The following is a 21899-nucleotide window of genomic DNA, read 5'->3' as shown; positions in this document are numbered from 1 at the left end:
GCGCTTAAAACGTTTTTATTAAGTCCAATAGCGAAGAAAAAAGAACAGATGCTCCTACTTTATACTGATTTCTTTACTTTTTCCGCTTTCGAGATTTTGATAATTTACTGCCGTAACGGTGATTTTGTCCGATTGACTCAGTGAAGAAAACACGTAGTGAAAAAGTGGATTCGCGGGCTCCGGCGCATCGTGAAAATTGGATTTCTGCCCCGGCACTGTTCCTGCCAATGCACCGTTCCTATAAATAGTAAACTGCTTTATTCCGCTCTCCAAATCAATCTCCGCCTCCCATTTCAACATGACCCCAGTCGATGAGGCAGGGCTTAGGGATAGGTTTTGCGGAGTGGGCGGGGCTGAAGTATCCGTCACCCATCCCCTACGGACAAACTCTTGCCAGTGATGAGCGGCCGATTCGGAAGGCAGCCAAACCCAATCATTTCGTTTTTCAGGTACAGCCGCAAAAGGCTTGATCTCAAACGAAGTCGGATGCCCCAACCAACCTATCAGGGAATCCAACAGCACGGGCTTTCGGGCCTCTTTCGGGAGTCGCAACGAAAGCATTTCATCCATCCATCGTATGTAAAAACTGCGGCCATCGCGGTTGCCGTGGTCGGCTTTGGGATCAATAGCTACCCCCCAATACGCCCCGAGGCGTCGGTATGCATTAAAGGATTTGAAGGTAAGCGCTTTGACATAATCCTGACCGTCAACAATGTCTTTTTCACCTGCCATCCACATGACCGGGATTTCTTTTACAGCGGCATTCCAAACCATGGAAGCATACCCACCCGACCTCGGTATAGCGCACAGTACACTTTTAGGATGGTCAAACAGCATCCCTGTACACCAAAACCCGCCGCCCGAATGACCCCATAATGCCCACGGAACGGCAGTCAACTCGGCATGACCCGTCTTTTCGGCAAGAGCCTGCAGTGCCCGGAGAAAGGCATTTCCTGAACCTGCCTGCGTATTGAACCACTGCGAACAGGCTTCAAAATTAGTCAGCTCCGTACCTAACAGTGCCATTTGATGCTTTTGGGCCAGGGCCTGCCATTGAAGATCATTGGCGTGGTTGAGCCCGTGATTGGAGGCTCCTGTACCGCAGCCGTGCTGTTTGACAATTATTCCCCTAACGGTAGCCGTATTGCGAGGAATCCATAACCGATACGCGGCAGATTTGAACTGTTCTCCTGCTTGGGGCTGAATGTTGATCTCAACATACTTAGCCTGAACAGACTGTACACCCATCGAAAACACAAGGAGAAATAGATAAAACAGTTGCATAGTGCTGTATCAGGAAATATTAGTACATTTTTTATAGACATTATACTGCAAATAACCTTTGTTTTTCCAAGGTTTACTCCGCAGATGTTGGCAACTTTTTCCACTATTTTGGCATCCCCTCCACCCAGGCAGTTACTCGCTCGGCAGGTTTTACGATGTATATGGATTGATACAGGAATTCAAAGGTAAATTCTTTCTGAAAGTAACGTTTTATGAACAAATGAAGCATCGGCTGTTAGTAAAATTAACAAAGCCTTAAACGTTTCTTAACGTCGGCGGCTTGCTGAAGCCCTAATTTTGCAGCGAAACATTTTATAAAAAAAGTCACAGCCGTTGCACCGGCTGTGACTCAAGTGATTTTCAGTTTCTTATCAGGTCACTAAAAACGCAGTAAAATTATGAAAAAAAATCTACTTTGCAGTGGATGGCTAATGGTGTTGTGCTGTATCTTCTCCTCTTTTGTACAAGCTCAGATTGCATCGGTTTCAGGCAAGATCACTTCGGCTTCGGGAGAGGCGGTACCAGGAGTGAACGTTCTGATCAAAGGCGGCACCGTCGGCACCTCCTCAGACGCCAACGGAAATTACAAACTCAACGGGGTAACTGCCACCTCCGTATTAACGTTCTCCGCCATCGGATTTGCCACTCAGGAGATAACTCCAGGCAATCGCAGCAGCATTGATGTTGTTTTACAGGAGGATACCAAAACCCTAAGTGAGGTGGTGGTGACGGCATTGGGTATCAAACGTGAAGAAAAATCACTGGGTTTTGCCGCCCAAACCATCAATGCCAACGTCGTAGTGGATGCCAAAACCAACAACTGGGCCAATACCCTTTCGGGAAAAGTGGCGGGACTGAACATTCAGGGCGTAGGCGGCGGGCCCATGGGCTCGGCCCGGATTACACTCCGGGGTGAATCATCGCTCAATCTGGAAAACAATCAGGCCCTGATCGTAGTGGACGGTGTTCCTATCAGCAGCAAAATCACGGGCACGGGCTTCAGCTCGCACCTTTCGGCCGACAGTCCGATTGATTACGGCTCTACCGTTTCTGACCTTAACCCCGACGATATAGAAAAAGTTACGGTGCTGAAAGGCCCCGGAGCCACGGCTCTCTACGGGAGCCGGGCCGCGGGCGGTGCGCTGATCATCACCACAAAAACCGGGGTCCGCAAAGACCGGGGCATCGGCGTGACTTTCAATACCAACTTCAACATTGAGCAGGTAAACCGCTGGCCCGATTATCAGTTTGAGTACGGTGAAGGGCGTACCGACGCCTATTATTCCTACTTAAACAGTGCCGACGGCATCAATACAAGCACCACGGCCGCCGCCGGACGGGCGTGGGGCCCGAAATTTAACGGTCAATCCTACTTTCAGTACAATCCCGACGCTCCCGACGGCAAGCCCACAGAACGCACTCCCTGGGTAGCCTACAAAGACTACATCTCGGGGTATTTCCAAACGGGACGAACCTTTTCCAACAGTCTTTCGCTCGAAGGCGGAACGGATAAAGGGTCGGCTCGGTTTTCGTTTACTCACTTAAAAAACGAGTGGATCATCCCCAATACAGGTTTTGAACGCATCAATGCCGCACTGTCGGTCAATCAGCAACTGTCGAGCCGACTGAAGATCATGGGAAAGGCCAATTATACCAATAAACGCAGCGATAATCTTCCCGCCGCAGGCTACAACAATCAATCGCTGATGTATTTCCTGATCATCGGGCCCGCGCCAAATGTGCGGCCCGAATGGTACAAGCCCTATTGGCAGCCAGGTCTGGAAGGAGTGCAACAACGCAATCCGTTCAATCCTGGGCCTGATAATCCTTACCTGAGCATGTACGAGATGCTGAATAAATTGAACAAACATGGGCTGATCGGAAATATATCGGCTAACTATGAAATTTCAAAAAAACTGGACCTGATGGTCCGAACGGGCGTGGATATGTCTTTTGAATACCGCTCGCAGCAGCGCCCTTTCAGCATGACCAAGTACCCCAGAGGGATGTTCAGGGAGCAAAATGTCTTCAGTTATGAATCTAACACGGATTTTTTGCTGACCTACAAAGACAATCTATCCAATAAAATCAGCCTGACGGCTTCTGCTGGAGGTAATGCCATGCGCCAAACCTATGATTTTGCGGGAATGTATGCCGATCAGTTGGCTCAACCGGGTATCTATCAGATTTCCAACAGCCTGGATCAGGCCGTTGCCGACCCGCTCAAAACGAAAAAAGCCATCAACAGCGTTTACGGATCGGCGCAGTTTGCCTACGACGAAAAGATTTTTCTTGACCTGACCGGTCGGAATGACTGGTCCAGCACGCTGCCTTTTGCCAACAATTCCTTTTTTTACCCCTCCGTGAGCAGCAGCTTCCTACTGAACGAATTGTTTACCCTGCCGGAAGCCATTTCCTTTGCCAAGTTCAGAGCGTCGTGGGCGCAGGTGGGCAATGATACGCGCCCCTACCAAACCGCCCGCTACTACGACCGTATTTACGGAAACAGTTTTACCAACCCGGGAACCTTGTTCAATGCCAACCTCAAGCCCGAGATCACGTCCAGTTATGAACTGGGCATCGACCTACGTCTGTATAAAAACCGTCTTGGCATGGATGTGGCCTATTACAACAACAACAGCCGCAACCAGATTCTGGCGGTTCCGCTCGACCCCACGTCGGGATTTTCCAATGCGCTCATCAATGCGGGCCTCATCAACAGCAAAGGATGGGAAGTAAAACTCACGGGCAAACCCGTAAGTAACCCCACTTTTACATGGAATACCACGCTGATCTGGTCACGCAATCGCAGTTATGTGAAGGATCTTGCCGAAGGCATTACTAACCAGACCATTTACAATCACGGGAGCAACGTCAGCATTGAAGCCCGCGTAGGCGGCCTGATGGGCGACATGTACGGGCGCGGTTTTCAGCGCTCGCCCGATGGCCAAATCATCTACGGCACCAACGGCCTGCCCGCCCAACTTGACCCGAACGTTAAAAAATGGGGCAATGCCTTTGCCGACTGGAAAGGAAGCATTATGAACGAATTTAATTATAAAGGGTTCAGAGTGAGCATATTGCTGGATGGACAAATGGGCGGAAGTATGTATTCGCAAACCAATCATAAAAACAATACCCTCGGCAAAACGCGCGTTACCCTGCCCGGGCGCGACGGCGGTTTGATCGGCAACGGCGTAGTGTTACAGTCCGACGGCTCATATAAGCCCAATACCGTTAAAGTGGCCGCAAGCGCCTACTACGACAACTACTTTCAGATCAGCAATGCCGAAACCAACATTTTTGATGCTTCATTCTTAAAGATCAGAGAAGTTCGGTTTGAAGGTAACGTTCCGCAACAATTACTCCGCCGTACTGGCATACGACAGATGAGCGTGGCGGTGTTTGGTCGCGACCTTTTCAATTTTACTTCGTTTCCGGGTTTTGACCCCGAAGGCGGCAACCTCAACAACGGAACCCTGACGCCTGGTGTGGAGCTGACCCAGTTTCCTTCCACCCGCAGCATGGGAGTGAACCTGACGTTTAAGTTTTAACTATATTACGGACATAAAGAATCATGAAAAATATACCGCAACGCCTCGTTTTGCTCTTCATCATCATTGCGTCTCTGACGTCATGTACCCAAAACTTTGAGGAGATCAACGCCGATCCCAACCGCCCCGAGCAGGTTAATCCGGGGGTTATTCTTGGGCAGTTACAGTACCGAATTGTCAACAACGGGGTATCGGCGGCCCGCAACTTCACCCACGAGCTAATGCAAGTAGATGCCCCGCGTGCCAGCACGAGCGGGCAGGGCCTGCACCGGTATATCGTCAATCCTGGCGCAGGGGCATGGTCGGGTCTTTACCAAAACCTGACCGACATTGAGGATATGTACGCCATTGCCGACCGGCTCAAAGAGAATAATTACAAAGGCATTGCCCTCATTTATAAGTGCTGGGCATACTCAATTCTGACTGATCTGTATGGTGATGTGCCCTATTCGCAGGCCATCAAAGCGACCGAAGGAAATTTCAAACCTGCCTTTGACAAACAAAAAGATATTTATACACAGATTCTGAAAGACCTGGAAACGGCCAACAGCCTCTTTGACGATACCAAAGCCCTGACCTACGGCGGTGATTTGGTCTACAACGCCAACGCACTGACCGGTGGCAAAAATGTCGGTATCCAAAAATGGAAAAAGTTTGCCAATTCGCTCCGGCTTCGCCTGTTGCTCCGACTCCTGAAGCGCGACGGCGAGCTGAACATTAAAGAGCAGCTCAACGGTATACTGGCCGACCCTGCAAAATACCCCACTTTTACGGCTACAGCCGATGATGCCATTTTTCGCTACCCGGGCACTTTCCCGTATTTTAATCCTTATTATAATGCCCGCACCCTCGATTGGCGAGAAGGTACGTATTTTACCGAGTTTTTCCTCGAACCCCTCAATGCCGTTCAGGACCCGCGCCGTGCCGTTTGGGCTATTCCGGTCACCGTCAACGGCACCCCTGTTTTTAGGGGCATTCAGAGCGGTTATCCCACCACGCTGGAATACGTGGTAGGTCAAAATTCCAGTTACACCGACGCCCTCAAAACCCTGCCGCAGCTTGGTATCATGATGACTTTTGCCGAAACGGAATTTATCCGGGCGGAACTTGCCCTCAAAGGATACAGCACTGGCAAAACCCCCAAAGCCCATTACGAAGCCGGCATAGCTTCTTCTATGGTGCAGTGGGGGGCCACACTGCCTGCCGGTTTTTTAAACCAAAAGGGAGTGGCCTACGATGCCGCTGCCCCCGCAGAAAAGCAACTGGAGCAGATTATGCTCCAAAAATACTACGCCTTTTTCTTTGTAGATTACCAATCATGGTTTGAAAAACGCCGTACGGGCTATCCGGTCTTACCGCGCGGCACGGGTATTCCGGCCGAAAATAAATTTCCAAGCCGTGTGCCATATCCTACGTATCTCCAATCCCTGAATCCCGAAGGCCTTTCGGCGGCGGTGGCTTCCATGGGCGGAGACAACAGTGACATAAAAGTATGGTGGGAAAAATAAATAAACTAAAACGCAGCGATATGCTTCCTAAATTCACCTCATTGGCGGTCCTACTGGCCGCTCTTCTGAACCTTGGTACGGCAACGGCCCAGACCGCACCGGACTCCCTCAGAACACTGATCGTTATTTTTGACGGTCTGCGTCCAGATTATATTACCCCGCAAACCATGCCGAATGTCGACGCATTCCGTAAAAAGGGCATTTATGGAAAACACCACCACAGCGTTTTTCCGACCGTTACCCGGGTCAACTCTTCTTCTTTTGCCACGGGCAGCTATCCGGCCACCCACGGATTGATGGGAAATACCGTCTATTTTCCGCAAATCAATGCCACCAAAGGGCTGAATACCGGAGATGCTTCCGAGCTCATGAAGGTGGCGACCGTCACCAACGACCAGCTTCTGACCACCGTTTCCATGGGAGAAGCTCTGCAACAGGCCGGAGCCAAAATGATGGTATTCAGTTCCGGCTCTACCGGACAGGCATTTCTGCAAAACCATAAGGTCAGCGGCGGCGCAGTGGTCAATCCCGGGCTGATCTTACCCGAAATCCTGAAACCCGTTTTGGAAAAAGAGATTGGACCGATTCCCGCCCATGCCACGCCCAATTCACCTCAACATCAATGGGTTACGGACGCCTTACTGAAATACGGACTCCGAATGGACGGCCCGCTGGTGAGTACTATATGGTTTTCAGACCCCGACGGGACGGCCCACGGTGACGGCATCGGCTTTCCCAAGACCATGGCCTCCATTAAATCCGTCGACGAGCAGTTCGGAAGAATCCTGGCTGAATTGGAACGCAAAGGACTTACCGATCATTTCAACATCATTATTTCCGCCGACCACGGATTCGTTACACACATTGGCAAAAACGGAATTGCCGAATTTCTGATCAAATCGGGCCTAAAAAAAGACAAAGAAAGTGACGATGTTGTGGTGGTCGGCGGGGCCGTGTATGTTCAAAACCACGATAAGCCAATGATCGAAAAAATTGTTTCCGCTTTACAGGCTCAGGAATGGATCGGGGGCATTTTCACAAAGGCGGATCGTCCGGGCGACACAAAAGGATGGGTAAAAGGTACTGTTTCGTTTGATGCCGTTCACTGGAATCATGCCGAGCGGGCGGCTGATATTCTGGTAGATTATAATTGGAATGATGACAAAAACGGCATGGGGTATGCCGGTTCAAGCTACAGCGGCGGCATCGCGGGCCACGGCTGTTTCAGCCCTTACGAAGTGCACATACCCCTGATTGCGGGCGGGCCGAGTTTCAGAAAGGCAACTGAGAGTGAGTTGCCTACGTCTTTTATTGATATTGTGCCTACGGTGTTGCATATTCATCATATTCCAGTTCCTGAAAGCATGGACGGACGGGTATTTCACGAATTATTGACGGAAGAGACGGAGCAGCAGACCCCGATTGCCAAAAAAGAAACGATCATTTCAACCGCTCCCTATCCTGGCGGCACGTATACTTTGCGGGTAGAGCGAACCCTGCTGGGAAAGCATGCCTATGTTGATCATACCAAAGTGGAAAGGGTACCCGCTGGTAAGCCCTAAGCCTGCATTTTTTTGGCCGCTGTTTGCCGATCGAATCCTGTGAAAGTTCTGCAAACAGCGGCCAAGACTGGCTTACCTTTACCTCAAAAAACAGTTACAAAGGTCGAATCCAGATATTTCTGAAACTGACTTCGCTGCCGTGTCCCTGAAGTTTTAGAGACGCTTTGCCGTGGGGCTCGTACTTAGGCACGCCAATGTAAGCGATCGGGCCCTGAATTTGGAAGTGATTCAAGACCAATATACCATTGTGAACTACCGTTACATACGCTGGAACATTGACAGCTCCGTTGGGATGAAAAGAGGGTTCGGTATAAAAAATATCGTAAGTATTCCACTCACCAGGCTGGCTGCATGCGTTGGCCAGCGGAATGGCCTGTTTGTATAGACTTCCGCATTGGCCGTTGGAGTAAAGCGGCACTTCATCTTGGTATGAATCAAAAATCTGCACTTCGTAGCGTTCCTGAAGGAAAACCCCGCTGTTGCCAGCGTTATGCGGGTCGGCAGAATTTTTGGAATCGGCGGGAATTTTAAATTCAACGTGCAGTTGACAACTGCCGAATTGCTCTTTGGTCTGAATATCACCGGTATTCAGTTTCACAGTCATGGCTCCGTCCTTCAGGTTCCAGTTGGCCGGAGAACCGTCTTTGGACATTACCCATTGATTCATCGTTGTACCGTTAAACAAAACCATTGCATCGGAGGGGGCATCACCAGGCTTTTGGGCCGGAGTAACGATAGGCGGTTTTACGTCCCAAAACTCAGTTGCTTCGGGCTTGGACCAATTCTTTTTAGACCAATCCGTCTTCTGAGCGTAAGAAGTAAGGGTACTGCCTGTTAAAAGCAACAGGGAAAGCAAAGTATTTTTCATTTCCATTCTTGTATACCGGTTTGTGTAGGTATTACAAAAGCGGCAAAACGACGAAAAATAACCGTTTCCCTATTTCTTTGAAACTCACCCGCTCCTCTTAGGTTTACGGGTAAGTTTCAAAGATGTAAACCCAGTATGCCTTGCCACTCTGCTGACTACAGATTTTTTCTTTTCAGCTCCGCCACCGCAAAGTCGGCCGCCCTGGCCGTAAGGGCCATATAGGTCAGCGAAGGATTGACGCAGGAAGAGGAAGCCATTGCCGCCCCGTCGGTGACGAACACGTTTTTGCAGGCGTGAATCTGATTGTATTTATTTAGAACCGACGTTTTGGCATCTTTCCCCATACGGGCAGTACCCATTTCGTGGATGCCCAGACCTAAATGAACCTCGGGGCGGTTGTAGGTTGTAATGGATTTGAATCCTGCCGCTTCCAGCATTTCGGCCGCTGAATTGGCAATGTCTTTTCGCATGGCGATTTCGTTTTCACCGAATGCGGCATCAAACACGATCATCGGAATACCCCATTTGTCTTTTTTTTCCGAATCAAGGTACATCCGGTTGTTAGGGTTAGGCAGTACTTCCCCAAAACCGCCAAAACCGATGCTCCACATGCCGGGTTGTGTCATTTCCTTTTTGAAATCGGCCCCGAAACCATCCTGCCCCGCGCCGCGCTTCCAGTCACTGCGACTTGCCCCGCCCTGGTACCCGAAGCCGCGCAGATAAGCCGTTTGTCGGTCATTGCCCCAGTTTCTGAAACGGGGAATATAAAGGGAATTGGGGCGTTGACCGAAGACGATATTCTCTTCAAAGCCTTCAATGGAAGCGTTGGCTCCGACGCCCAAATGGTGGTCCATGATGTTACGGCCTACCTGATCGCTGTCGTTGCCCAAACCATTCGGAAAGCGACTTGATTTGGAGTTCAGCAGCAACGCGGCGGTATTCATTGAGCCTGCATTGAGAAAAATAATTTTGGCAAAATATTCACTGACTTCGAGGGTATTTTGGTTTATCACCCGAACCCCTTTGGCTTTTTGGCTTTTCTCATCGTAGAGCACTTCCGCCACAATGCTGTCGTGCAGCATGGAAAGGCGTTTGGTTTTGGCGGCGGCAGGAATGGCTCCCGAAAGTGAGCTGTACACCGCGCCGTACGGACAGCCCCGGGCGCATTTGCTGCGGTATTGGCAGGTAGCTCGGCCCAGAGCGATATGCCAGGGTTGAGGCTTGGTTAGATTGGCCGTACGCCCGATGATGACGGGGCGACCCAGCTTTGTCTTTACTTTCTCCGTAAAATGCCGCTCGGGCGAATACATCGGCATGGGAGGCAGAAAAAAACCGTCGGGAAGCACTTCCAGATTATCTTTACTGCCGTTGATGCCCACAAATTTTTCGGCGTGGGTGTACCAAGGGGCTAGGTCATCGTAGCGAATCGGCCAGTCCACTCCGATGCCTTCCAAAGCGTTGGCCTCAAAGTCTCTACGATTCCAGCGGTACGACTGTCGCCCCCAGTGCATGGATTTACCACCGGTATGGTAGGCCCGAATCCAGTCGAAAGGGCGTTTTTCGATGTAAGGATTTTGTTTATCGTTGGTAAAGAACGGCCCAGTTTCTTCGTTGGCCAGCGTCCCGAAACGGTTATTGGCCCACAATTCTTCCGCCGAATGAACGGGTACTTTCCCACGGTGAGCAAATTCCCACGGGGCTTTCATGGCCGTGTCATAATCCTCAATGTGTTTGACTTCACGCCCGCGCTCAATCATAAGCACGCTTAAGCCTTTCTCGGTCAGTTCTTTGGCCGCCATGCCTCCTGTCATGCCCGAGCCGACCACAATCGCATCGTATCGGTGCGTTTTATCCACTGTCAGGTTTAAATTCATTTTCAGACCGTTTATATTAGTATGCGTAGATTTTTTGGTTGGGTTTGATTTTTACCTCTTCCAGTTTTCCGGGAATCGGCACGTACTCAAAAGAACCTTTGATGCCCGCTTCGGATGTGAAATAACCGAGCAGAGTCAGCTCTTTCATCAGTCGCCAGAAAGGAAGACCTTTTGTCTGTACTTTCATCAATTCACGGTCTTCGTTGTCGCCCATTTTTGATTGCTGCATATTGTAGGCTTTCATGAGCTCTTTGGTATCTTTTTCAACCTTACGCAGCAGTTCCGTTTTCTCAGCCCCGTTTTTGGTTAAAAAGCCCGCTGCCCGCAGTTCCTCGACACCTTCAATAAAACTGAGGTGCACGGGCGTACGGTAACAGTCATTGAGCATGAGTTCAATAAATGACGGTACACCAGCCTCTTTTGCACCCGCCGTTTCGGTCTGGGGAATGATCATTTCAGCCACTTCGGCCACAATTGTACGCTGTATATTATTGAGTTGAAACACGGCTGCCGGTGCTTCGGCACGAGGATATTCCAAACGCTCTATGGCCAGCAGGGTGGGCATCGAAAACGCTCCCCCCAGTAAAACGGCTACGTGACTAATGTATTCTCTTCTGTTCATTATTTGTATAATTTTGGTTGTTAATCGGACGGCCACACCAACAACTGTCGCCTATTAGAAAAGGTCCTATTACCCATTTTTCTACCTTCGAATTGCCTTACTCCGTTTTTTTCATTTTTCCACTAATACGGTTCCCAAATAAAACACGTGTTTTTCAGTTGTAGAGCCTTCGCCAATAATGCTCGGCATAGCGGTCATAGATTCCGACGCTGTCTCTGACGGTCGGACTGTAGGAAGGCACGGAATACACTCCCCAATGGATAAAAATACCGAATTTGGCATCTTCAAACCACGACGGAACGGGGCGGCTGTCGATGGAGGCCCAATCGGCCTGATAGGTCTTTTGTGCATATCCACAGAGTGACAAGATTACTGCAATACTTAAAATCAGCAGTTTTTTCATTGGTAAGAAAGTGTTGAATTAGACGAGATTAAAGTAAAATTAAGAGCTTATCGGAAAGACGGTTTTCCTTGGTTCTCTCTGTGCGTCTGAGATTTAATTATTTTATCGGTAAAAAATAGCCAGAATAGAATTCTTCAACAAAAAAATGAAATAGAATCAAGTGTAAATTCATCTATTTTGGCAATATTTACCATTATTTTGGCATCAAATTAAACATTGTTTACAAATACTGTAATTCTGTTTCCATGAAACCGCAATTATTAAAAGTATCGAAGGCATTGGCTCAGTCATTCAGTGTACGTCGTGATGTGGTGCTATACTTTTATAACCGCTGGCACTATCATCCAGAGCTGGAATTATTGCATATCGAACAGGGCTCTGGTACTCAATTTGTTGGCGACAGCATTCAGCATTTCAACAGCGGTGATGTACTGCTGATCGGCTCCAATCTGCCGCATTACTGGCGCTGCGATGAAAAGTATTTTCAGGGAAATGAAGACCTTTACGCTCAGGCGACGGTGGTACACTTTTTGGGGGATATGTGGGGCAGCACCTTTCTTTCCCTTCCTGAGAATCAAGCCATTGCCGAACTAATCCAAAGGGCCAAACACGGCATTCGATTTTTGGACAGCGCTCGGGATACCAGCCGGGAACTTATTCAGTCGCTACTGCATCAAACCTCCGGCAACCGACTCATTACCCTGTACCAAATTTTGGATATTCTGGCGCAAAGCCATGACTATGAGCTACTGTCCACCACTTTTCAAACGCCCCAACTCGACGAGGACGACACCGACCGCATTAATCGTATATATACCTATTCGCTTACGCATTTTCAGCAAAAGATCAGTATTGAAGAAGTGGCGGCGGTAGCCAATATCAGCCCCAATTCGTTCTGTCGGTATTTTAAAAGCCGCAGCCGCAAAACGTATTCCCGGTTTCTGCTGGAGCTCCGGGTAGGGCATGCGTGTAAACTGCTTCGGGAAAATAATTTGAGTATTGCCCAGATATGCTTCGAGAGCGGTTTTCATACATTTTCTAACTTTAATAAATATTTCAAGAGTCTGACCGGAAAAAGCCCGATCCAGTACCAGCGGGAATACATTGCCTAAGTTTTGGGGACCGAGTGAACTACACCGATGTATACCTTTCTGCCCGATTCTGAAGCGCTCCCCTCTTTGGTAAGGGATTCCTTTTCGGAAAGTTTTTTAGCCAGATCCGTTACGATTCTCATTAAGATGCCCTATAACCCTAACCCGCCGCTGCCTTACTGAACAGTTACCCGTTTCAAGCCTCCCTTATTATGTTTTCCGCCCTGTATACCTTTATCCAACACTACATTGACGTAACCGACGAGCAACTTCAATTCATTGCTTCTCGGTTTGATCTGCAAAAAGCAAAAAAAAACCGTATACTGCTCAGTGCAGAGGAGGTATCCGAAGAGTTCATCCTGATCACCAAAGGCTGCACGCGCGTATACCTCAAAGATAGCCGAGGCAAAGAGGTGGCCGTATGGTTTGCTCTTCCAGGCTATATCGGATCGGATATTCAGAGTTTTATCAGCGGCAGACCCTCGAAGTTTTTCATTCAGGCCCTGACCGACATTGAATACGTCAGAATCTCAAAGGAAGCGTTTCAGCGTATTTCGGAATCGGTACCACAGTGGGAGACCTTTCAGGCTAAAATCTGGGGGGAGGCGGTTGTACACATTATTGACCGCATCATTCAGTTTCAATACCAATCGGCCGAAGAACGCTATGAGTTGTTATTGAAAAACCCGATGTACAGTCAGTGGGTACCGCAAAAACACCTTGCTTCCTTTTTGGGAATTACCCATACATCACTGAGCAGACTCAGAAAAAAACGGGCCAAAAGAGCCAAAAAGTTGCCATAAGGTAACTTTTTGGCTCTTTTTGAACATTCATTTCGGGTAAATGTTTTTAAAATAAAACCTTAAAATGAACAACTCCACCGCTTTGGAGTCTGCAGGTATCACTGTTTTTACCGCTTGGCAAACGGGCGAAAAAACCGGCGACTACGTTCAAATGAAAGAATTTATCACCGAAGGATTCATTGCTTTCTCACATCCGTTACTGGGCAGGCACGATGGGCACTCAGCCCGTGAAACGTTCCTGAAACTGATGGACGACCGAACCCTTTCGCCCAATGAGTTAAGCTTTCGCAGCCTACGGGTCACTGCCCAAAACAACCATATTATTTTTCAATTTGATTCGGCGGGGACAGTCATGAACCAAGCCCAGCCTTACGACGGATTCAACCTGATCGCTTTGACATTTGAAGCGGGCGTTTTGACGGGCTTTGAGGAATATTTTGGCTTTGTATATCCGCAATGGTTTGCCCGTGGATAAGACGGCCGCCGTGTTTTTTGTTCATTTCAGCTTATCCATCAACTCCGAAACCCTTTAAGTTATGCATTTCATCCCATCCTTTACCGAAAAAGTCGCTATCGGCTTACTGCTGACGACCCTTTTCACCCTGAACTCCTGTAATCAACGGACCGGGCAATCTACCGAACAACTTCAAAAAGACTTTGACAATCTGAAAGTTCAGCACCGCCAATTGCTGGACGAATCAGAAATTCGAAACACTATTTACCGCTTCAGTGACGCCGCCAATCGTAAGGACGGAGAACAGTTTCAATCTCTCTGGGCAAAAGAAGGAGTTTGGAAAATCGGGCCGCCCATCAATGTCGAATTCAAAGGGAAAGAAAACATGGGGGCTTCCGTCATTAAAATGCTTGGCCTTTGGGATTTTTTCGTGCAGATGCCTTCCGCTTTGGTTATTCAAGTCAATGGTGATACGGCAACGGCGCGGGTATATGTCAATGAAGTGGCCCGCAGGTCGGATGATAAACACGGTAATTATAACCTGTCGATGTACGAAGATGAATTGATCAAAGAAGACGGAAAATGGGTGTTTATCAAACGAACCTATCACACCGTCTACCAGGATGCACCTGATTACAAAGGTTTGATTCAGCCGCTGCCTAAATTTTAATGCAACTCATGTAAGATTAAATCGCCGGCGAGTGGGGATTTAACCTTATAGGCCTTTCACCGAATTTTGAGGCAAGCCCCGCCAGCCGGTGCCAATACAAGCGGAAGTACAGAAGTGGAAGTAACGCGTTTATCAGTTCGTTTAATTTTTCCCGTGCCGTCGTCTTCGTAAAGGGTGGCCGTATAGGTTTTGTCAGGTTGCAAAAAAGAAAAGGTAAGGTCAACGGTGCGGGCTTGGTTATTGGTAATGATGCCGGCGTACCAGACGCTTCCTTTCCGGCGGGCTACCGTGACCGATTCGCCGGGCCGCCCGTTCACTACTTTTGTTTCGTCCCAAACGGTCGGTATCCCTTTCCAAAATTCAATTTCATCTTTGTTGGGATAATGTTCCGGTTTGCCGTACCAAAATACATACTGTAAGGGACTGTAATAAATGACCGGCAGCGCCAATTGGTGCGCTTTGGTCGTTTTGCTTATGCCGGGCCGAATCGTTTCCACGTTAAAACAATACGTATAATCGGCAGCTCCGGCAATGTAACGGGTGAAGGGCAGCACGGTATTGTGGGTAGCGTCGGGAAACCCTTCATTCCCCAAAACCCCTTCTTGCGTCAGTAAATTCGGGTACGTTCGGCTGAATCCCGAGGGTCGATACTCGTCATGGATGTCCAGCACCATTTCGTATTTGGCCGCTTTTTTCACCGCTTCGTGCAGCCACGCAGTCCAGCGATGGGACCCGGTATGCACAAACCCGTACTTGATTCCTGCTACGCCCCAACGTTTGTAGAGGGGTAATAACGTATCCAGTTGCCGCTCCAATGCACGGTGATTCACGTACAGAATCACCTTTATGCCTTTGGAGGCAGCATACCGAATGGCTTCCTGCAAATCCAGGTCTCCTTTAGGGTTGCGGCGCGGATCAACTGTAACAGTGGTGGCATCTTCCTTTACCTCGTATTCATATCCGTACCAACCCGCGTCAAAATGAATGTAATCGATCAGCTGGTCTACGGCAAAATCCACCAGTTTTTTTGCCCCGTCGGTCGAAAGGGTGACTTCCCGCATGACCAGCCCTGGTTTGATCCACGCCGTATTTTGGATTTCAGACGGCGGATTCAGGTTCAGGATCAGGTAATTGTTTTCCAAAAGCCGACTGGGTGTTTCGGCCACCATCACCACTCGCCACGAAGTAGAGAAAGGCGATGTTTCCACCACCTCTCCAAAGAGTTGGGTTCTCAGAACATTTTCTTTTTCGGTTGTTATTAATCTAACGCGGGGATAATTAACCTGTTCTGCCTGCGCAATGCTTGCGTACAGCCCGTTAGAAAGCTCCAGCGTCAGGGGTAGTTCCGCCGATTTCTTCCAATCTTTCAGGGGCTTTTTTTCGTATTCTGCCTGTGCTGCGGGAGTGTGCCACGCCTGCGTATCAGGCGGCAGGGTGAAATGGGTGAGTTCATCACCAAATTCCAGAATCTGCGTACTTAATTCTTCGGGAAAATGATACTTGAAAGCAATGCCTTCATCATACGCCCTGATAATCAATTGCATCGATCCTTTTCGTTTCAAATCGGTGTGTTGGAAGGTTAGGGTCAGTTCATTGAAATTGTCATTATACTGACTCTGCTCTCCGTAAACGGGCTGCCATTTGGCCGTTTGACTTCTTTTTGCCGTCCCTGTGATTCGCAGTTCTTTGGACCAATCGCTGTACCCAAAACCAGTTGGCAATGTTTTTAACCCCAATCGGGATGAGGCGATCGCGGGCCGCGCCTGATACATAATCTCGTAAAAAGGGACGGACTTTTCTGCTTCTATGTCTTTGAGAGTCAGCGTAAAAGTGAGTTGGCCATTGGGGGAAATCACCTTGAGGGAATCGGATTGAGCGCGGAGTGAAGAAAGCGTTCCCCAAATGAGTAAACTAAAAAGGGAGGTTATTTTTAAGATAGTATTCACGCTTCAGGTAAGTTAAAAAGATACAATTCATTTTTGCCGGGTTCTGCAAGCTTAATCCATATATGCTTATGGTATTACTAATTTTGCCATAATTTGCCAAAAAAGGAAACCTTTTTTATTCACCGCTTTTCCATGTGCGTTTTCTTTCGCAGAAGTGTACCTAAAATCACCGCCGACACTTAGACGGTGATTTTAGGTACTATCTACTTTTTAATTCTATGAAATGTGTTTAGTACCCGGGATTCTGGATAATTTTTGCACCAAAATTAGCATCAATGAACTTCTGCGGAATAGGGAATAGGGCGTTTTTGGGTTGAATGGTATTGATCGTAGTGGCAAAACCGTTGTATTTTTTAGTCCTTTCCACCAGTTTGCCCATTCGGCTTAACGTCAGTCGACGAGGTTCTTCCACGATCAGTTCCCGCAAACGCTCGTCGAGAATATAGTCCAGATCGACCCGGTCTGCCGCTACCGGTTTAGCTTTGGCCCGCGCCCTGACGACATTGAGATCATCGGCCGCCTTTTGTTTATCGCCCTTCATTAAATAAGCCTCGGCGCGTAATAAATACGTTTCCGCCAGTCGCATCATCGGCCAGTCATTCCAGGTCCGTCCGTTGGTAGCTCCTCCCAAAGACAGCCCTTCCACCTTTCGGAAAGCGGGGTATATGTGGTACAGCGTATCCAAATTCGGGTGATATTTGACCTCCTTCAAAAAATGCTTGGAGGCCGGATTATTATAGTACCATTTGCGACGGATATTGTACTGTGAGTTACGCATATCGTTGGGGTCTTCTTTCCAAATATCATACAATACATGATTGCTCGGCCGCATCCAACTTACACCCCGCCCCAGACTGTCAACGATCAGCATCCCAGAAGCATTATCGGGATCACGGGCGTCGAAATAGCGTGCGCCCCAGCACCGCAACCAGTTACGTCCGTTTCCAGAAACGGTCACCCCACCGGGAGTTTGAAATTCGTACTGAATCACCCATATATTTTCCAGATTACCGCCCGAACGGTTTTGATTTCCGTCTTTCCATAAGTCGGAGTACACATCCCCGGGTTGGGTTCGCTGCGTGCCGAACCGTTGGGTCATGAGTTGGTTCCGTCCCGAATTAATAACAGACGTAGCGGTCTCAATAGCTTTATCGTAGTTTCCCAAACTGATGTTTACCTCAGTCAGTAAATGGTCAGCGGCATTTTTTACGATTCTGCCGGGTTGAGGCTCTGCCAACGGAAGCCACTGAGACGCAAAATCCAGGTCGGCCTTGGCAAACTCCAGCACTTGTTTTCTCGGACTTCGTTGGTAATCGACTTTGGGGCCAGTGGCAATTTTATCAGCAATCACCACATCTCCGTACAGATTGGTGAGCATATTGTGGGCATAGGCCCTGAAAAACCGGGCTTCGGCAATGACCGCATTTTTTTGCTTTTCATCGCTCCAAACCGCCGTAGGGCGCTGTGCATAGTCGATGATCTGATTGGCTCTCGGCAAAAGATTCAAATACCCCCAATCCCAAAAATGATTGACACCCGTAAACGTAGGGGTGAGTTGGGTTTCGTAATTTCTTAAATAGGCATCTCTGACCCCGATGGACCCAATATCGGTACCGAAATAAACCGACCAGTACGCATTTTGATCGTCGATACCCGCTACTTCACGCACGGCCTGATGAAGGGCCGTAATTGCACTCTGGAAACCGGCATTGTTGGTGAGTGTAACATCCGGTGAAAGAAATGAAAGGGGTTTTTCATTCAGAACCGCTTCATCGCAGGCTTGAGTGAGCAGGAAAAAAGGAATTAAAAGCAATCCTTTCAGGGAAATTTGAATATATTTTTTCATCTTTTCAATAGTAAAAGGGACTAAAAACTTACGTTTAAACCAGCAGATACTGTACGAGGTGTAGGAAACGCCCCCCGCGAACCCTGTCCGCTTTCGGGGTCCATGGCCTGCCATTCGGTAAATGTGTACAGATTCCGGCCGCTCAGGTATACTTTTAAGCCATTCATTTTCATTCGATTCAGCAGGGAACGGGGAAAATCATACGCCAATGAAACTTCCTGAATTCGTACAAAATCGCGGTTTTGATAATACGCGTGTCCAAAAGGATTGGTGTATACCAGAGAAGAGCGCGTGTTGGATTTATTCTCCGGAGTCCACCAATCTGCATCCAGAAAATTTGAGGCCCGGCCTGGGAAGTTACCCGCACCATTACCGCCGGCGGCATTATCCAGCGCCAGCAGGTTGTTTGTATTGATCCATCCCTGCAGGGCATTGATTGAAAACATCAGATTAAACGGACCGTAACGAACGTTGTTTGTTATATTCCAGCGGTATTTTGGTTGCAGTGTTCCCAATACCTGACGGTCATTTACATCAATTTTCCCGTCGCCGTTTGCATCCTGCATCCGGAAAAACCCAGCTTTCTGACCGGCAGGAATTTGATCCCCCACCTGATATACGCCATCAATTTTGTAATCATAGGCCACCGAAATCGGCTGGCCGATAAACCAGCGGTTGTTGATGTCGTTGTCTTCAATACCATCCCCGTTGGCATCGCTTTGGTAAATGTGTACTATTCGGTTCTTATTGGTGGAAAAGGCAATGTTGCTTGACCATTCCAGCTTACCTTTTTGAACGTTCAGCGTATTGATTGTTACCTCAATGCCTTTGTTATTTGTGGCTCCGACGTTGGTCAGGATGGACGAAAATCCTGTCGGGCCTGGCAGTTGGCGGGTCAGCAGAAGGTCGCGGGTATTCATGTTATAGTATTCCACCGCTCCTCCCACTTTTCCTTTAAACAGCTCAAAATCAACGGCAAAATTGGCGGTGGTGGTCGTTTCCCATCCCAGGTCAGGATTGGCTAAATTGGCAGGAAAAAGACCGGTAGAGGTAGAGCCGCCGTCGCCGTAAACGTACTGAACCTGTCCCTGTCGGGTAAGCGACTGATAGGCTGAAATCGCCTGATTACCCACTGAACCGTACGAAAGTCTGACTTTGAGCAGGTTAATGGCCGAAATATTTTTCAGAAAGGGTTCTTCGGATGCAATCCACGCCAACGCTGCCGATGGAAACACTCCGAACTTGTTGTTGGCTCCAAATACCGAGTTGCCGTCGCGTCGTGCCGTTAGGGTAAGCAGGTACCTGTCCATAAAACGGTAGTTGACGCGTGCCATTGAAGAAATCGCATCCACCGCCGACGCCGATGAAGCAGAAGTCTGAATCTTGGCCAGTGAAAGGTTATTCCAGCCGTTGGCATCGCTTGATCCTGAAAAATCCGTTCCCGAGCCTATTATTGATTCGGTAAAAGTTTGGTTACGGCCATACAGTAAAGTAACATCCACATTTTGATTCGTTCCGATTCTTTTATCATACGTAATGATGTTTTCCAACACCCAAGCGTTGGTGAAATCCGCACGTCGATTGGCATTTCCCAATTCTTTCCGGCTGTTGCGGTCATAGATTGGGCTGAAGTTATCCAGGTTGTACCAGCGGTAATTTGGCGAATAATTGATACGATACGACAAGCCGCTGATAAATGGGAAATCAACCACCGCGTAGAAATTTGCGAACAGATTGCGCTGAATCTCCCGATTCTTGTTGATGACGGCATTCAGTAGAATACTCCCCACCAAACCGTCTTCATTGCCCAACGGTTTGGGGTCGGTTTTGGCTTCATCGGCCCAGATATCATTGTAGGGTGAGGTCCAGATGGCTACACTCATATCCGCTTCATTGCCCGACAGATCTCGCTCGGCATACTGGGCGTTTACCCCTGCTTTGAGCCAACGGGTGATTTGATTATCAAGGTTGATTCGTACACCTATCCGTTTGGCATTGTCATTATAGATCAGCCCTTTTTCATCAGCATAATTTCCGGAAATGAAATAATTGGTTTTTCCAGTACGGCCTGAAATGCTCAGATCTACGTTTTGAACTCCCGCTGTTTGCGAAGCGGCCTCCCATGGATCAACGGTGTTGCCAGCAGCGTAGTTTTTGGCTTCTGTAATGGTCAGGTAATTGGAAACCTTTGCCGGGTCTGCTTCCAGACCGCTCTGGCTGCGCCAATCCAATGTTTTTTGAATGTACCGCTCAGGAGTCAATAATTTGGGTCGATAACTCCAATTCGAGGTTCCGTAAAAAGTACTGAAACGAATAGTCGGCTTTTCGGTCGTTCCTTTTTTGGAAGAAATCAAAATCACCCCGTTGGCCGCCCGCGCGCCGTAAATAGCGGTTGCGGAAGCGTCTTTCAGCACTTCCATGGATTCAACATCTCCGGGATTGATGTCATTCAGGCTTCCTTCAAAGAAGATACCGTCTAAAATGATTAGCGGATTATTGCTGGCCGAAATGGAGCGCTGTCCGCGTATCAAAATGCTGCCTCCCTGACCGGGCCGGCCGTTGTCGGTAAACTGCACCCCCGCCACGCGGCCGCGCAGTGCCTGAGCGATGTTGGTATTGGGCAACCCTTCCATCTGTTTCAGATCTACGCTCACCACTGAGCCAGTGATGTTTCGGCGTGACTGTGTTCCGTAGCCCACAACGACCACTTCACCCAGGGCTTTTATGTCGGCTTTTAGGCTGATGGTAACGGAAGTACGGCTCCCGATCGTAATTTCCTGCGGAAGGTAACCCACAAAGGAAAAAATCAACATAGCGCTTTCGTCAGGAACGGCAATTTTAAATTCGCCGTCGGCGTTGGTGGTCGTACCGCGCTGGGTACCTTTGACCAGAATACTTACGCCGGGCAGCCCAACGGCGTTTTCATCGGTTACTTTTCCTGTAACGACCTGTTCTGTAAAGGCTTCGACGTTTGGGGAGGGCACCTCAGTTAGGTCCAGTTCTTTCAGGGAGGATGCCGTAACCCTCGACAGGATAATCTGATTGCTGATCACTTTGTATTTGATCTTGAACGGAATCAATATTTTAGCTAATACTGCCTCCAATGGCTCATTTGAGGCACTGATGGTGATCCTAGGTGCCGAAACGATCAATTTGGGGCGGTACGTAAATTTTACATTGGCTTTTTTTTCTATTGTGGTCAGAACGCTCAAAAGGTCCTGATTTTCAATTTGAATACTGATTTTACGATTCAGCAATTCCTGAGCGGAAACATCCCTTGCCAGCGACACCCCCGCGAAAATCATCGCAATGCAGCACTGTATGAGCGTGAGTTTCATGAGTTGGAGCCCTTTTTTTTTGATTTGTAATCTTTTTTTCATTGATTTACAGAGGTTTTTGTGATTAGAAGAAGCA

General features: G+C 48.5%; 15 protein-coding genes. 7 read left to right on the top strand and 8 right to left on the bottom strand.

From position 1 onward, the window contains the following. Positions 1–54 precede the first annotated feature (54 nt). On the bottom strand, positions 55–1284 hold the full coding sequence (locus GVN20_RS21280) for a fibronectin type III domain-containing protein (RefSeq protein ID WP_166560291.1): 1230 nt from the start codon (positions 1282–1284) through the stop codon (positions 55–57). 398 nt (positions 1285–1682) lie between these two features. Here GVN20_RS21280 and GVN20_RS21275 point away from each other — a divergent pair, with 398 nt between their 5' ends. Genes GVN20_RS21275 through GVN20_RS21265 form a run of 3 tightly spaced genes read left to right on the top strand, consistent with a single transcriptional unit; the run spans position 1683 to position 7908 of the window. Further along, positions 1683–4838, top strand: a complete 3156-nt coding sequence (locus tag GVN20_RS21275; protein WP_166560290.1) for a SusC/RagA family TonB-linked outer membrane protein — start codon at positions 1683–1685, stop codon at positions 4836–4838. A gap of 23 nt (positions 4839–4861) precedes the next feature. Further along, positions 4862–6346, top strand: coding sequence for a SusD/RagB family nutrient-binding outer membrane lipoprotein (locus GVN20_RS21270; protein ID WP_166560289.1), 1485 nt, complete (start codon positions 4862–4864; stop codon positions 6344–6346). 20 nt (positions 6347–6366) lie between these two features. Then, the gene (locus tag GVN20_RS21265; RefSeq protein WP_166560288.1) at positions 6367–7908 is read left to right on the top strand and encodes an alkaline phosphatase family protein; all 1542 of its coding nucleotides are present in this window, start codon (positions 6367–6369) and stop codon (positions 7906–7908) included. Between the two features lie 94 nt (positions 7909–8002). Here GVN20_RS21265 and GVN20_RS21260 read toward each other — a convergent pair whose 3' ends face one another. From GVN20_RS21260 to GVN20_RS21245, 4 genes are all read right to left on the bottom strand, one after another. Continuing rightward, entirely contained in the window at positions 8003–8776 is a 774-nt protein-coding gene (locus tag GVN20_RS21260; RefSeq protein WP_166560287.1) for a DUF1080 domain-containing protein, read from the bottom strand. A gap of 155 nt (positions 8777–8931) precedes the next feature. Continuing rightward, a complete protein-coding gene (locus tag GVN20_RS21255; protein ID WP_166560286.1) occupies positions 8932–10650 on the bottom strand; it encodes a GMC oxidoreductase in 1719 nt (572 codons plus the stop codon). Positions 10651–10666: 16 nt separating this feature from the next. After that, positions 10667–11272 (bottom strand): gluconate 2-dehydrogenase subunit 3 family protein, encoded by a 606-nt coding sequence (locus tag GVN20_RS21250; protein ID WP_166560285.1) that lies wholly within the window; start codon positions 11270–11272, stop codon positions 10667–10669. A 154-nt stretch (positions 11273–11426) separates the two neighbouring features. After that, positions 11427–11675, bottom strand: coding sequence for an alpha-L-fucosidase (locus GVN20_RS21245; RefSeq protein ID WP_229599144.1), 249 nt, complete (start codon positions 11673–11675; stop codon positions 11427–11429). Between the two features lie 245 nt (positions 11676–11920). Here GVN20_RS21245 and GVN20_RS21240 point away from each other — a divergent pair, with 245 nt between their 5' ends. The 4 genes from GVN20_RS21240 to GVN20_RS21225 all read left to right on the top strand — a co-directional run bounded on the left by GVN20_RS21240 (position 11921) and on the right by GVN20_RS21225 (position 14693). Further along, on the top strand, positions 11921–12787 hold the full coding sequence (locus GVN20_RS21240; RefSeq protein WP_166560284.1) for an AraC family transcriptional regulator: 867 nt from the start codon (positions 11921–11923) through the stop codon (positions 12785–12787). 191 nt (positions 12788–12978) lie between these two features. Beyond that, positions 12979–13569, top strand: a complete 591-nt coding sequence (locus tag GVN20_RS21235) for a Crp/Fnr family transcriptional regulator (RefSeq protein WP_166560283.1) — start codon at positions 12979–12981, stop codon at positions 13567–13569. Positions 13570–13633: 64 nt separating this feature from the next. Next, positions 13634–14044 carry a hypothetical protein gene (locus GVN20_RS21230; RefSeq protein WP_166560282.1) on the top strand — a complete coding sequence of 137 codons (411 nt, stop codon included), beginning with the start codon at positions 13634–13636 and terminating at the stop codon, positions 14042–14044. A gap of 61 nt (positions 14045–14105) precedes the next feature. Further along, on the top strand, positions 14106–14693 hold the full coding sequence (locus GVN20_RS21225; RefSeq protein WP_166560281.1) for a nuclear transport factor 2 family protein: 588 nt from the start codon (positions 14106–14108) through the stop codon (positions 14691–14693). A gap of 56 nt (positions 14694–14749) precedes the next feature. Here the strand turns inward: GVN20_RS21225 and GVN20_RS30045 are convergent, their stop codons facing one another. The 3 genes from GVN20_RS30045 to GVN20_RS21210 all read right to left on the bottom strand — a co-directional run bounded on the left by GVN20_RS30045 (position 14750) and on the right by GVN20_RS21210 (position 21865). Next, complete coding sequence (locus GVN20_RS30045; RefSeq protein WP_310586841.1) at positions 14750–16639, bottom strand: glycoside hydrolase family 97 catalytic domain-containing protein; 1890 nt, start codon at positions 16637–16639, stop codon at positions 14750–14752. Between the two features lie 229 nt (positions 16640–16868). Beyond that, positions 16869–18485 (bottom strand): RagB/SusD family nutrient uptake outer membrane protein, encoded by a 1617-nt coding sequence (locus GVN20_RS21215; RefSeq protein ID WP_166560280.1) that lies wholly within the window; start codon positions 18483–18485, stop codon positions 16869–16871. A 20-nt stretch (positions 18486–18505) separates the two neighbouring features. Beyond that, a complete protein-coding gene (locus GVN20_RS21210; RefSeq protein ID WP_229599143.1) occupies positions 18506–21865 on the bottom strand; it encodes a TonB-dependent receptor in 3360 nt (1119 codons plus the stop codon). Positions 21866–21899: the final 34 nt, after the last annotated feature.

The organism is Runella sp. CRIBMP, assembly GCF_009905605.1.
Taxonomy (GTDB): Bacteria; Bacteroidota; Bacteroidia; order Cytophagales; family Spirosomataceae; genus Runella.
Note: the sequence above shows the minus strand (reverse complement) of the source record. Positions and strands in the feature narration are given on the sequence as shown.